Below are 14597 nucleotides of genomic sequence, written 5' to 3'. Positions count from 1 at the left end.
GTTTCCACTACTGGGGTTAGGGCATTTTGCGAACTACCTATAATCAACTTAATAGAAAATTTCACCCAAAAGCTATTATGGACATTTACCCTTTACAAGTTCGGTTTTTACCCATCAATAAAACTTTTGGATTGCCAATAAGATTAGTCCGCTCTCTGTTCTAACTCTAGACTATGGATGAACTAACTTTTGTATAAGATTTCATTCCGATTAGCTGCACCTAGTTGGGGTAAAGAGTTGATGGCTGAGTGGGGAGTCAGGGCAATAGGAACGGTTGGAGGTAGTTGTAATTGTTTAACAACACTTTGCAAGAGTTGGTCTTGTCCAGTCCGCAAACCCCAGACATTTGTCCCACGGTTGATAATAGCAAACCAAACTAAACCGCGATCGCGTGTGGGCATCACTCCCGCTAAAGCGCTCACATCCCGGAGAGTGCCAGTTTTGATCACAGTCGCCAGGGGAATGTGTCTGGCGTGTAGTGTCCCCCGGTGATCGAATCCAGACATGGGGAACAAGTCAGCCAGATTCAGTTGATGGGCAGATGCCTCAGCTTGAATAGCCATCAACATCGCACAAGCAGCTCTGGGGGAAATGCGATTTTCCGGCCCCAATCCAGAACCATTGATTAACTGAATTTCCACTTGTGGCACCCTAGCAAGGTGAGCAGCAGTTGATCGTACTACAGTTGCTCCTCCTACTGAGTCTGCCAGCATCTCTGCCATATCGTTGTTACTGTAAACGTTCATTTCCTTGATTAGTTGCTTCAAGGGCAATGAGCGATGACGCAGTAACAAAGTTTGTTGAGGGTTTGGTTGCGCCTCAACTTTCACCGCACCCGCAATCACAACTTGAGGTTTAGGCGTTCCCTTGGGCATGATTGAGTGTGTATAAATAGCGGGGCGGCCCCAAGTCGCACGATTTAGCGTTTGCTTGAGCATCAGACCGGCTAGCATTGGCTGACGTTGGAAATTCATGGCAAAACTGCCAGTAATAATTAAATTTCCCTTTACTTGCTTGATGCCCATTTGATTGAGAGTATTACCAAGAGCGATCGCTTCTTCCCAAACAAACAAAGGATCGCCACGACCTGTAACCACCAAATCGCCCTGCACAACTCCATTTACCACAGGCCCAGTGACACTCACCAAAGTATCAAATTGGTAATCTGGTCCCCAAGTTTTCAAAGCAACTAGTGAAGTGGCAATTTTAGTTAAAGAAGCGGCCGGCAGAGGTGTCGTACCTTGGTGATTTGCCATCAGCATCGGCCCCGACTGCATCCAAATCCCCTGACTCTCAGCCAGATTTTGGGCTACCACTTTTGATGTGATCAGCTTTTTCAGATATTCCTGCACTGTAGTCGCCCCAGATGGATTTGGATCAGGGGCAAGAACCAAGCCAGGACTACTTTGCCAAGTTAGTGCATCTAAGGCATCTAGAGGTTTGATTTGTACCCCAGCCATTTCCAGCCAAAGCGACACTAAACCTGAACCCAATAATTCCAGCATTTTTTATTCCTCTGTCAGGATTTTAAACGTTGTTTACTGTGCTAATATACAAGCTTTTTTACAATAATCAGTATTGAGTCATAATATGGTGTTTTTCTCATAATGCCAAAATCCCCATTGCTCATGAAGATAGCCGCATGAAAATAAAAATATTTTTGCTTTGTGCAGATACTACGCCGTTGGCGATGTCGACGACGGACTTTGACACTTGTACCCCTACTCTTAAGCAAGCTATGCGGTAGCGTCTCCGACAAGAGAAGACTCGCTCTAAGCGTTCGTTTACTCCTGCCAAGAAGCCAGCTACGCGCAGCGTATCGCAGACAGCCTAAGAAGAAAAGGCTTTACGTTGCGCGATCGGTGACGTAATTCTATAACCTTGAAACATTTCGCCAATGTGGGTATGTGTGGCATCATCGTGAGCGTGCAGTATGGATTGCAGATGCATCGACATTGGAAGCGGTCAAAGACTTCTTAGAGAAGTCGGGGATCTTGTTCTCAATGCCTGTGCTTAAGAGAATGTTTGAAAAGTATAAAATGTCATGCTGAACGGAGCACCAGCGTAGTGAAGCATCTCACAATTTAACGTAAAATCGGGATTCTTCACTCCACTTCGTTACGTTCAGAATGATGTTGCGATCGCAACTCTTGGAGACGCTCCGCAAACGCTCCATTTCATTACGTACCCTGCAAGAACGCCAAGGGCGAACGCAATGACAGCTTATGTTTTTACGTATTTGGTATGCTCCCCTACTGCTTTGTTGGCAATGCTTGGAAAGTAGGATGGGAAAGGAGTTTTTGTGCTTCTGCAACCAAGTGCGTCCCCCAAAGATTTTCTTTGAGAACGTCAACATGAGCAAAGCTTTTATCTAAACGTAAGGCGGACTGTGCCATGTTTAGAGCCTTTTCTTGTTCACCTTTAGCATATAAAGCAACTGCGATCGCCATTTGCGGTTCTGCTAGACTACCATTAATTTGAACTGCTTTTTCCCACTGCTGTATTGCTCCTTCTACATCTCCTTTTTCGTATTTGATATAGCCAATGTTGATCATGGGTGCTACAAATTTTCCATCTTTAGCGATCGCCTGATTGTATTCTGCTAATGCGGCGCGATCGCTTCCTTGTTTCTGGTAGATAACGCCCCGCCCAAAGTAGGCGTTGGCATTATCAGGCTGGATTTTAATAGCTTGACTATAATCTGCTAATGCTGCTTGATAGTCTTTTAACTGAACGTAAACACCGCCCCGCGCAACATAAGGTTGTGCATTGTCAGGCTGGAGTTTAATACCTTGACTATAATCTGCTAGTGCTACTTGATAATTCTTCAACTGATTTTTGTAAACATCACCCCGCAGAAAGTAGGCGTTGGCATTATCAGGCTGAAGCTTAATACCTTGACTATAATCTGCTAGCGCTGCTTGATAATTTTTCAATTGGATGTAAACATTACCCCGAAGCAAGTACGCGTTGGCATTATTTGCCTGGAGTTTAATTACTTGACTATAATCTGCGAGTGCTGCTTGGAAATTTTTCAATTGAATGTAAAAAAGATTACCCCGTAGAAAATAGACTGAAGCGAATTTAGGTTTTAGTTCAATGGCTTTAGTATAATCAGCCAGCGCCCCTTGAAGGTCATTCAAATTTTCGCGGACTTCACCCCGACCTACATAGCTGAAGAAAGAATTTGGTTGACGTTCAATTTTTTGCGAAAAAATTTCAATGGCTTTATTGTAATCAGTCTGCGCTGCTTGCAGGTCATTCAATTCCTTACGAATAAGACCACGACTCAAATATAAATTTGCATCATCAGGCTCAAGTTTAATCGCTTGATTAATATCAGCTAGCGCCCTTTGATAATCTTTCAACCTAGAGCGGATAGTAGCCTTTTTTTCGTAGTAACCAGCCAGAAGCCTATTCCCCAATGACCCAAAATCAGGAAAGAGTTTAATTGCTTGCTCTAAATCTGCTAATGCCCCCTGATTATCTTTCAATTGAGAGCGGGCTGAACTTCTTTGAAAGTAATAATTAGCAAAGTCAGGTTTGAGTTTAATAGCTTGATTAATCTCAGAAAGAGCTCCTTGAGGATCTTGCAACCCAATATTACGGACATAACTTGTACAAGAGTACCCTTCAGCATTGTCAGGGTAGATTTTAATAGCTTGATTACAATCAGCCAGCGCGTTCTGAAAATCATTTAATGCAACGCGAGTCTTACCCCTATATATATAGTAATCAGCAGAGTCAGGATCGATTTTAATAGCTTGATTGTAATCCGTCAGAGCTGCCTGATAATCTTCCACTTGTTCGTGGATAGTACCCCGTAATGAATAATTGTCTGCCTCATCAGGCTGTAATTGAATCGCGTTATTTATATCCACCAAAGCCCCCTGATAATCTTTCATTTGCATGTAAATCATACCCCGTATACTGTAGGATAAAGGTAGTGGCTTCATCTCAATTGCTTTGTTCATCGATGCTAAAGCCTCTGGGTAGCGTTTAAAGATGTACCCCAATATAATGCCGCGTTTTTGATAAACGTTAACAACATCACTGTTGTTGTATTCAATTACCTTGTCAAGTGCTGCTAGTGCTTCTGGATATTTTCTTAAATTGTACAGCATATCATATTTTGCATTCCAAGCTTCATCGCTGTCTGGTTTAATTTTAATTGCTTCTTCAAAAGCTGCTAAAGCTTCTGGATATTTTTTCTGTGTAGATAGTGCTACACCAAGAACATAATAAGCTTGATAAAAATCTGGTTTTAGCTTAATTGCTTGTTGCAAAGCTGTCACTGATTCAGGATATCTTTCTAATCGCCATAATTGATTACCATAATTGAGCCATTCATATTCACTAGCATTTTGTGGAGGCTTTTGAACAACAAATAAGGGATGATTTTTCAGTGAATTAATTTCTGGTTCTGTAAGTTTATGGGGTGCTTTAGTTACTACTTTTAACAGTTCTGGTTTCAACCCAGATTTTGTCACTAGACCCAAAATGTTATTACTTGGTACTCCTAACCCTAATCCTAGTTCAATTTGAGCAGTTGTTTTTCCTTCACTACCTGTATTAATGCCAATTACTTCTCCCATTACATCTAATACTGCTCCCCCACTCATTCCGGGTTGTGTCAGATTTGTATAACTCAATTCATAACCCATATCAATCACAGAATTTAAATAATCCGTGCTGGCTGCACGAACCAATATTGCTTCTCTATCCCTAAGCAATCCTGCTGTAAATTTTCGTTCTCCTCCAGCTTGTTTAGGAAATCCAGAAACAAATATCAACCTATTTTTGTTTGAAGAGTATAGGTTATATTTAGCAATTGTGGCAACTGAATAAGTTTGATTGCTCGTGAATTTAACCAGTGCTGCGTCTAATCCCTCTGGCTTAAATATATTCTCTAACTGCACTGCATATCGCTTACCATCAGGAGTAATAATTTCGTAATAATCAGGATTTTTTACCACATGAGCCGCAGTCACTACATAGTAGGTTTGTCCTTGTTTAGCAATAATGACTCCTGAACCATTACCATTATTTTGCGAGTCAATCCTTACAGTAATTTGTTCAGCAATATTATTAACTTTATCAACAAATGTATTACCTACTGGCAGTTTTTGAGCTTGTTGCTGATTGCGCCATTCTGGAGGAACAACTCCTAAATCAGGTGCAACTTTTGCTAAAGTTTGAATGGGGACTGCAAAGCTGAGTTCTCTTAATTGCTGAAGTTGTTCGGCGCTGGGTTTAGTCCCATTTTGATAAAAATAAGCCTCATTTAAAATAGCATTATTTAGTAATCCATTTATCCCAATTAATTGACCTGACTGATTTAATAATGCCCCTCCACTCATTCCTTGTCTAATCTCGTTGGTATAACCAATTTGATAGCCTCCGACTAATGGCTGTTCAGATAACAGAGATATTTTGCCATTGGTAATAACTATTTCTTTGCTATCATCAGGAAAACCAGCAGCAAATACTTCTTGATTTTCTGAGAAATTGTAGTTGTTTGCTAAAGCAATAACTTGATAGTTTTCTTGAGATTGAAACTGCAATACAGCTAAATCATTACCAGTTAAAGAATCCCCACGACTAATCACTGTAGCTGCATGAGTTTTGCCATCAAATGTTTGTATGCTATTAGTTCCTTTGGTACTAATCACATGGGCGTTGGTTAGGATAGTATAAGTTTTTCCTTGTTTGCTAATTAATACTCCACTTCCGCCTTTATTAGGACTAAAGATTTTAACAGTAACAAATTGAGCTAATTGACGGATTTTTTCTGATGATAAGGTATTATTTACAAGTACAGAAGTAGTTTGATTAGATACTTGCTGGGATGTTGCAGTGTAGGCGAAAGGAAGTAATAAAGAAGTACTTAAGATAGTAATAATTAACGAATTAAGTTTGTTCATTTTTGTAGTTGGATAACGAATAGCACTAAGATAAACTTAAATCCTTGAGCTAAGGGCTTTTGGATGTCGGGTGTAAGGAGATGTAGAAAAAGTAAAGCAAGCAAAATTCGCTGTGACAATAAAACTAGTCCAAACACAAACTACTGCTTTATTTGCAATGCTTGGATAGTAGGATGGGAAAGGAGTTTTTGTGCTTCTGCAACTAAGCGCGTCCCCCAAAGATTTTCTTTGAGAACCTCGACATGAGCAAAGCTTTTATCTAAACGCAAGGCAGCTTGTGCCATATTTAGAGCTTTTTTTTGCTCGCCTTTAGCATATAAAGCAACAGCTAATGCCATTTGTGGTTCTGCTACACTACCATCAATTTGAACTGCTTTTTCCCACTGCTGTATTGCTCCTTCTACATCTCCTTTTTCGTATTTGATATAGCCAATGTTGATCATGGGTGCTACAAATTTTCCATCTTTAGCGATCGCCTGATTGTATTCTGCTAATGCGGCGCGATCGCTTCCTTGTTTCTGGTAGATAACGCCCCGCCCAAAGTAGGCGTTGGCATTATCAGGCTGGATTTTAATAGCTTGACTATAATCTGCTAATGCTGCTTGATAGTCTTTTAACTGAATGTAAACACCGCCCCGCGCAACATAAGGTTGTGCATTGTCAGGCTGAAGCTTAATACCTTGACTATAATCTGCTAGCGCTACTTGATAATTCTTCAACTGATTTTTGTAAACATCACCCCGCCCAAAGTAGGCGTTGGCATTATCAGGTTGAAGTTTAATCGCTTGACTATAATCTGCTAACGCTGCTTGATAATTTTTTAAACTTACATAAATAATACCCCGAAAATTATAGATACTAGCATCATCAGATTGAAGTTTTATCGCTTGATTATAATCTGCTAACGCTGCTTGATAATTTTTTAAAAACCAATAAGCATTACCCCGCAACCTATAGTTACTAGCATCATCAGGTTGAAGTTTTATCGCTTGATTATAATCTGCTAATGCTGCTTGATAATTTTTTAAAAACCAATAAAGAAAACCCCGTAAACTATAGTTACTAGCATCATCAGGTTGAAGTTTAATCGTTTGATTATAATCTGCTAATGCTGCTTGATAATTTTCTAATTTTCCATAAACAATACCCCGTAAACTATAGTTACTAGCATTATCAGGTTGAAGTTTAATCGCTTGATTAAAATCTGCTAACGCTGCTTGATAATTTTTTAAAAACCAATAACCATTACCCCGTAAACTATAGTTATTAGCATCATCAGGTTCAAGTTTAATCGCTTGATTATAATCTGCTAACGCGGCTTGATAATTTTTTAACTGCGAATAAACATTACCCCGTGCTAGGTACAAGAAAAACAGGGGTTTCATCTCAATTGCTTTAGTCACCGCCGCTAGAGCTTCCGGGTAGCGTTTTAAATTTCTAAGTGCTATACCGCGTTGTAGATAAAGGTCAACATCGCTACTATTGTATTCAATTGCTTTGTCAATTGCTACTAGTGCCTCTGGGTATTTTTGCAACTCGTTTAGTGTTGAATATTTGGATAGCCAAACTTTATCATAATCGGGGTTAATTTCGATTGCTTGCTCATAAGCTACTAAGGCTTGTGGATATTTTTCCTGGGCATATTCCGCTAAACCAAGAGCAAAATAAGCTTCATAAAAATCTGGTTTGAGCTTAATTGCTTGTTGCAAAGCTGCTACAGATTCCGGGTATTTCTCTAAACGCCACAGTTGATTGCCATAATTTAGCCAATCGTACTCAGTAGCATTTTCTGAAGGCTTTTGAGCGACGAATAAAGGATGATTTTTTAGTGTATTAATTTCTGTTTCTGTTAGTTGAGGTGGTGCTTGAGTTACTACCTTTAACAGTTCTGGTTTCAATCCAGATTTTGTCAGCAAACCGAAAATGCTATTAATTGGGACTCCTAAACCTAACCCTAGTTCTTGTTTTTCCCCTATTCCATTGGGTTCAATACTTGTATTAATGCCAATTACTTGTCCTAGTGCATTTAATACTGCTCCCCCACTCATTCCAGGTTTTGTCAGATTTGTGTAACCCAACTCATAACCCGCATCAATAACATTATTTAAATAATCTAAGCTTTCTGCATGAATAAATATTGTTCCTCTGCCATAACTACGCAACCCTGCTGTCAGTTTTCTTTTTCCTGCTGCTTGTTGAGGAAATCCAGAGAGAAATATCCACGGTTTTTTGCTGTAAGAATATAGGTCATATTTAGCAATTGTGGCAACTGTATAAGTTTGATTGCTGGTAAATTTAACCACTGCTGCGTCTAATACTTCTGATTTAAATATGTTTGATTGCTGTACTGCATACTGCTTGCCATCTGGGGCAATAATTTCATAAGTATCTGGATTTTTTACAACATGAAGTGCAGTGGCTACATAGTAAGTGTCGCCTTGTTTAGCAATAATTACTCCTGAACCATTACCATTATTTTTTGAATCAATTCTTACAGTAATCTGTTGAGCAATATTATCAACTTTATCAACGAATGTATTACCTGCGGGTCTTGTAGCTTGTTGCTGATTGCGCCATTGCGGAGGGATAATTGCTAAATTGGGTGCAACTTTTGCTAAAGTTTGAATGGGAACTGCAAAGCTGAGTTTTCTTAATTGCTGAAGTTGTTCCGCACTCGGCCGAGTTCCATCTTGATAAACATAAGTTTCCTTTAAAATCGCATTACTTTGCAATCCATTCACCCCAATTAATTGTCCTGACTGATTTAATAAAGCCCCTCCACTCATTCCTTGTCTAATTTCGTTGGTATAACCAATTTGATAACCTCTGACTAATGATTTTTCAGAGAACAGAGATATTTGTCCATTGGTGATGACTATTTCTTTGCTATCATCGGGAAAACCAGCAGCAAATACTTCTTGATTTTCTGAGAAATTGGAGTTGTTTGCTAAAGCAATAACTTGGTAGTTTTCTTGAGATTGAAACTGCAATACAGCTAAATCATTACCAGCTAAAGAATCTCCACGACTAATCACTGTAGCTGCATGAGTTTTGCCATCAAATGTTTGTATGCTATTAGTTCCTTTGATACCAATGACATGGGCGTTGGTTAGGATAGTGTAAGTTTTTCCTTGTTTGCTAATTAATACTCCACTTCCCCCTTGATTAGGACTAAAGACTTTAACAGTAACAGATTGAGCTATTTGACGGATTTTTTCTGATGATAAGGTATTATTTGCAAGTACAGAAGTAGTTTGATTAGATACTTGCTGGGATGTTGCAGTGTAGGCAAAATGAAGTACTAAAGAAGTACTTAAAATAGTAATAATTAACGAATTAAGTTTGTTCATTTTTGTAGTTGGATAACGAATAGCACTAAGATAAACTTAAATCCTTGAGCTAAGGGCTTTTGGATGTCGGGTGTAAGGAGATGTAGAAAAAGTAAAGCAAGCAAAATTCGCTGTGACAATAAAAGTAGTCCGCTCAATTAAACGATGCACACAGTTTATAATTACTCAAATGATGGTTCAACCCTCATTCTGGGTAGAGTCTGGAATCAAAATCAGTAAAGTTAGAAATCTACATTTGTTTAAATTTACTGAGGAATTACAGTTTCGACTCGAAGAACTTTCTTTTAACAGAAAAGCTGGACTTCTCACCTCAGAGGAGGAAGCTGAGTTGACAGGCATATTGGAACTTGATAGGATTTTTACTTTGCTGAATGCCAGAATCATTGCTGAATCGTGACCGAAGAGGAGGCGGAGAGTGGGAGAGGCGGCGACGCGGAGAGTCTACTGTCAGATGAAGACCTCGACAAAAAAGTGAGGTTTAAAGTTAAATTGGTTTAGTTAGAAACACAAACTACTGCTTTGTTTGCAATGCTTGGATAGTAGGATGCGAAAGGAGTTTTTGTGCTTCTGCAACCAAGTGCGTCCCCCAAAGATTTTGTTTGAGAACCTCGACATCAGCCCATGTTTTATCTAAACGCAAGGCGGCTTGTACCATATTTAGAGCTTTTTTTTGCTCGCCTTTGGCATATAAAGCAACAGCTAATGCCATTTGTGGTTCTGCTACACTACCATTAATTTGAACTGCTTTTTTCCACTGCTGTATTGCTCCTTCTACATCTCCTTTTTCGTATTTGATATAGCCAATGTTGATCATGGGTGCTACAAATTTTCCATCTTTAGCGATCGCCTGATTGTATTCTGCTAATGCGGCGCGATCGCTTCCTTGTTTCTGGTAGATAACGCCCCGCCCAAAGTAGGCGTTGGCATTATCAGGCTGAATCTTAATTGCTTGATTATAATCTGCTAATGCTGCTTGATTATTTTTTAATTGAACGTAAACATCACCCCGCACAAAGTAGGCATTGGCATTATCAGGCTGAAGTTTAATAACTTGATTCAAATCTGCTAGTGCCCCTTGATAATCTTTCAATTTAAAGTAAGCAACACTCCGCACAAGGTAATATAGGGCATCATCAGGTTGAAGTTTAATCGCTTGATTAAAATCTGCAAGTGCTGCTTGATAATCTTTTAACTGCGAATAAACGTTACCCCGTGAACTATAGTTAATAGCATCATCAGGTTGAAGTTTAATTGCTTGATTCAAATCTGCAAGTGCTGCTTGATAATTTTTTAAATGAACATGAACATTACCCCGCAAAAAGTAGGCGTAGGCATCATCAGGTTGAAGTTTAATTGCTTGATTCAAATCTGCTAATGCTGCTTGATAATTTTTTAAATGGAAATAAACATCACCCCGTGAAATATAGTTACTAGCATCATCAGTTTGAAGTTTAATCGCTTGATTCAAATCTGCTAACGCTGCTTGATAATTTTTTAACTCTGAATAAACAATACCCCGTAACTTATAGTTAACAGCACCATCGGGTTGGAGTTTAATCGCTTGATTCAAATCTGCTAACGCTGCTTGATAATTTTTTAACTGGAAATAAACATTAGCCCGTGAAAGATAGCTATTAGTATGAGCAGGTTGGAGTTTAATCGCTTGATTCAAATCTGCTAATTCTCCTTGATAATCTTTCAAGTCATGGCGGATAACAGCCCGGAAATAGTAGAAGAAAAATAGCGGTTTCATCTCAATTGCTTTAGTCACCGCCGCTAGAGCTTCCGGGTAGCGTTTTAAATTTCTAAGTGCTATACCGCGTTGTAGATAAAGGTCAACATCGCTACTATTGTATTCAATTGCTTTGTCAATTGCTACTAGTGCCTCTGGGTATTTTTGCAACTCGTTTAGTGTTGAATATTTGGATAGCCAAACTTTATCATAATCGGGGTTAATTTCGATTGCTTGCTCATAAGCTACTAAGGCTTGTGGATATTTTTCCTGGGCATATTCCGCTAAACCAAGAGCAAAATAAGCTTCATAAAAATCTGGTTTGAGCTTAATTGCTTGTTGCAAAGCTGCTACAGATTCCGGGTATTTCTCTAAACGCCACAGTTGATTGCCATAATTTAGCCAATCGTACTCAGTAGCATTTTCTGAAGGCTTTTGAGCGACGAATAAAGGATGATTTTTTAGTGTATTAATTTCTGTTTCTGTTAGTTGAGGTGGTGCTTGAGTTACTACCTTTAACAGTTCTGGTTTCAATCCAGATTTTGTCAGCAAACCGAAAATGCTATTAATTGGGACTCCTAAACCTAACCCTAGTTCTTGTTTTTCCCCTATTCCATTGGGTTCAATACTTGTATTAATGCCAATTACTTGTCCGATTGCATTTAATACTGCTCCCCCACTCATTCCAGGTTGTGTCAGATTTGTATAACCCAACTCGTAACCCGCATCAATAACATTATTTAAATAATCTAAGCTTTCTGCACGAACAAATATTGTTTCTCTGCCATAACTACGCAACCCTGCTGTCAGTTTTCTTTTTCCTGCTGCTTCTTGAGGAAATCCAGAGAGAAATATCCACGGTATTTTGCTGGAAGAATATAGGTTATATTTAGCAATTGTGGCAACTGTATAAGTTTGATTGCTGGTAAATTTAACTACTGCTGCGTCTAATCCTTCTGATTTAAATATGTTTGATTGCTGTACTACATACTGCTTGCCATCTGGAGCAATAATTTCATAATTATCTGGATTTTTTACAACATGAAGTGCAGTGGCTACATAGTAATTATCACCTTGTTTAGCAATAATTACTCCTGAACCATTCCCATTATTTTTGGAATCAATTCTTACAGTAATCTGTTGAGCAATATTATCAACTTTATCAACGAATGTGTTACTTGCTGGTCTTGTAGCTTGTTGCTGATTGCGCCATTGTGGAGGAATAATTGCTAAATTGGGTGCAACTTTTGCTAAAGTTTGAATGGGAACTGCAAAACTCAGTTGTCGCAATTGCTGAACTTGTTCAGCATTGGGTCGAGTTCCATCTTGATAAGAATAAGCCTCATTTAAAATGGCATTGTTTGTTAATCCATTTATCCCGATTAATTCACCTGCTTGATTTAATAAAGCCCCTCCACTCATACCTTGTCTAATTTCATTGGTATAACCAATCTGATAACCCCCAACTAATGGTTGAGTAGATAACAGAGAGATTTTCCCATTATTGATAACTAATTCTTTGCTATTTTCAGGAAACCCAGCAGCAAATACTGATTGATTTTCTGAGGCTTTTGAGGTGATGGCTAAAGCAACGATTTGATAGTTTTCTTGAGCTTGAAACTGTAAGACGGCTAAATCATTACTTTTTAAAGAATCACCTTGACTAATAACTGTAGCTGTATATATTTTACCATCAGGTGTTTGAATTCTATGGCTTTCCTTATTGCTAATAACATGAGCGTTGGTGAGGACGGTGTAAGTTGTCCCTTGTTTGTTGATTAATACTCCACTTCCGCCTTTATGATTACTTAAAACTTTGACAGTCACAGCTTGAGCTAGTTGACGAATTTTTTCTGGAGATAAAGTACTTGCCAATAGAGAAGTAGGTTGATTAGCTACTTGCTGGGATGTCGCCACGTCAGTGATAGGTAGTAGGAAGCAAGTGCTTAAGATGGCGATAATCAATGAATTGAATCGGTTCATTTTTGTATTTAGATAAAATTGCGACATTTCTGAATAGGAATATAAATTTTTCTTTGCGTCTCTGCGTGAGTTTTTCATACCTTCAATCAGCAACGCCAAATTTCAGTATTTTGTAGAAAAGCGTGGTGAATTGAGGGTTTCTTTTGAAACGCAGAAGAACGCAAAGGTCAACGCAGAGGGTACGCAGAGTTTTATTTAGCCAAAATTGATCTTATTCCTTCTCAACAGGGGCTGTTTGCAGAAACTTCTTGATGTCAATTTTGTAGTAGACTGGTTGTTGTTTAGAACTATGCTCTACTGGTTTAGTAGCACGTCCTCTAAGAATGTCTTTAAGATCATCGAGAATCTGTAGAGGATCGTCTTGAGGTCGTAGAGTTAACAGTGTGATATCGCAAGCAGCGTCTTCTTGTTTGGCTGTGCAAATTACTGGTTGATTATTCACAGTACCGTTGGCGATATAAGCCAGACTTTGATTGTTGTAAGCAGTCTGGAATCGAGACGATACTTGTTGACACCTCTCTTCTGGGGTAACAGTCTGACTAGTAAACCACCCATATTTCCAACGTATAATTGCAATTTTCCCCCGTTCCGTCCAAGCGTAAGTAGTGGGAAAGCGTAGATTAGTTGCTTGGTCGTAACCTGAAGCACAGATAAAACGAACTTCATCATTAGCTTTGGCTTGACTAACGATAGATGTAATGCAAACAGCAGTCAAAGCACAGCTTGTGAATAGAGAAATGATTGGTTTGAGTTGCATAATTTTTCTCGGTAAATTTTGAAAAACAAGGCTTTTGGAATAATCGCGAATCAGATATTTTCTCAAAACCAGCACAATTAGTACAAATAAAAAATCAAACTTGATTCTTAAGATTTATCTTAAAATCAAATTTACACACAACTCTATATTTGATAAAAAGTTCATCTGTTTCAGTCGCACAGATATTGAGGTGAAGTTTTCTTCACCATTGTCAATCTCTACCTGAGACTTAGTAAAGTAAATATAAAATTTCTTCACGAGCGCTACTTGTCTTGTCGTCATTTACATTATTTTTTATTTGGATAAATATAACTGCTACTAAAACAATCTAAGTAAGTCGGTGCAATAAAACCAAACTGTGTGAAGAAAAATAAATAAGGCTCAAACTCTTTCTCCCCCAGCTAATAGCCCCCAGCAAGAACTGCCTTCTTTCAACAATAATTATTTACGCCGACCTACTTAATCTTGGTGAGTGGCACAAAGTCAAGTACCCCAAAAATTCCTGATTTATTTGATGGATAACTTATTAGTGAAAACTACGTTTCTCGAATTTATCTATTCGTTGATTTAGGTTAAAGGCAAAATAATGGTATCATTTTTAGCAAAATCTAGGCTGTGTTAAGTAAGTCAGCACGATAAAACCAAGGGTTTCTAACCCACCTCCGTGGATTTTGTTTGTATAGCCAAGCCAGTGCGGTCTTCTCCCAAAGGGAGAGGCTAGCGCCAAGGGGGTTTCCCCCATGAGCACATATTGAATGGCTTTATGTAAATTCTTGGGGGTTGCCCGAATTCAATAAACAACTGCCCGAATTCAATAAACGACTGCCCGAATTCAATAAACGACTGCCCGA

The 14597-nt window shown here is 38.8% G+C and carries 6 protein-coding genes; 1 reads left to right on the top strand and 5 read right to left on the bottom strand.

The features are described 5' to 3' along the window. Window positions 1–182: 182 nt before the first annotated feature. The 3 genes from HWQ58_RS18765 to HWQ58_RS18755 all read right to left on the bottom strand — a co-directional run bounded on the left by HWQ58_RS18765 (window position 183) and on the right by HWQ58_RS18755 (window position 9274). Window positions 183–1505, bottom strand: coding sequence for a D-alanyl-D-alanine carboxypeptidase (locus tag HWQ58_RS18765; RefSeq protein ID WP_292865738.1), 1323 nt, complete (start codon window positions 1503–1505; stop codon window positions 183–185). A gap of 747 nt (window positions 1506–2252) precedes the next feature. Beyond that, window positions 2253–5924 (bottom strand): serine protease, encoded by a 3672-nt coding sequence (locus HWQ58_RS18760; protein WP_292865735.1) that lies wholly within the window; start codon window positions 5922–5924, stop codon window positions 2253–2255. A 140-nt stretch (window positions 5925–6064) separates the two neighbouring features. After that, the gene (locus HWQ58_RS18755; protein ID WP_292865732.1) at window positions 6065–9274 is read right to left on the bottom strand and encodes a tetratricopeptide repeat protein; all 3210 of its coding nucleotides are present in this window, start codon (window positions 9272–9274) and stop codon (window positions 6065–6067) included. A 157-nt stretch (window positions 9275–9431) separates the two neighbouring features. Here HWQ58_RS18755 and HWQ58_RS18750 point away from each other — a divergent pair, with 157 nt between their 5' ends. Next, entirely contained in the window at window positions 9432–9671 is a 240-nt protein-coding gene (locus HWQ58_RS18750; protein WP_292865774.1) for a hypothetical protein, read from the top strand. Window positions 9672–9785: 114 nt separating this feature from the next. Here the strand turns inward: HWQ58_RS18750 and HWQ58_RS18745 are convergent, their stop codons facing one another. Further along, window positions 9786–12989: a serine protease gene (locus HWQ58_RS18745; protein WP_292865729.1), complete on the bottom strand. Its 3204-nt coding sequence runs from the start codon at window positions 12987–12989 to the stop codon at window positions 9786–9788. A 211-nt stretch (window positions 12990–13200) separates the two neighbouring features. Then, complete coding sequence (locus HWQ58_RS18740) at window positions 13201–13746, bottom strand: COP23 domain-containing protein (protein ID WP_292865726.1); 546 nt, start codon at window positions 13744–13746, stop codon at window positions 13201–13203. Window positions 13747–14597 lie beyond the last annotated feature (851 nt).

Origin of the sequence: Nostoc sp. LPT (assembly GCF_017115165.1) — a bacterium.
Classification (GTDB): domain Bacteria; phylum Cyanobacteriota; class Cyanobacteriia; order Cyanobacteriales; family Nostocaceae; genus Nostoc.
Note: the sequence above shows the minus strand (reverse complement) of the source record. Positions and strands in the feature narration are given on the sequence as shown.

What these genes read in the sequence shown, in the direction of transcription:
- HWQ58_RS18740 (WP_292865726.1), bottom strand. Translation starts at nt 13,746, where the DNA reads ATGCAACTCAAACCAATCATTTCTCTATTCACAAGCTGTGCTTTGACT.
- HWQ58_RS18760 (WP_292865735.1), bottom strand. Translation starts at nt 5,924, where the DNA reads ATGAACAAACTTAATTCGTTAATTATTACTATCTTAAGTACTTCTTTA.
- HWQ58_RS18745 (WP_292865729.1), bottom strand. Translation starts at nt 12,989, where the DNA reads ATGAACCGATTCAATTCATTGATTATCGCCATCTTAAGCACTTGCTTC.
- HWQ58_RS18755 (WP_292865732.1), bottom strand. Translation starts at nt 9,274, where the DNA reads ATGAACAAACTTAATTCGTTAATTATTACTATTTTAAGTACTTCTTTA.
- HWQ58_RS18765 (WP_292865738.1), bottom strand. Translation starts at nt 1,505, where the DNA reads ATGCTGGAATTATTGGGTTCAGGTTTAGTGTCGCTTTGGCTGGAAATG.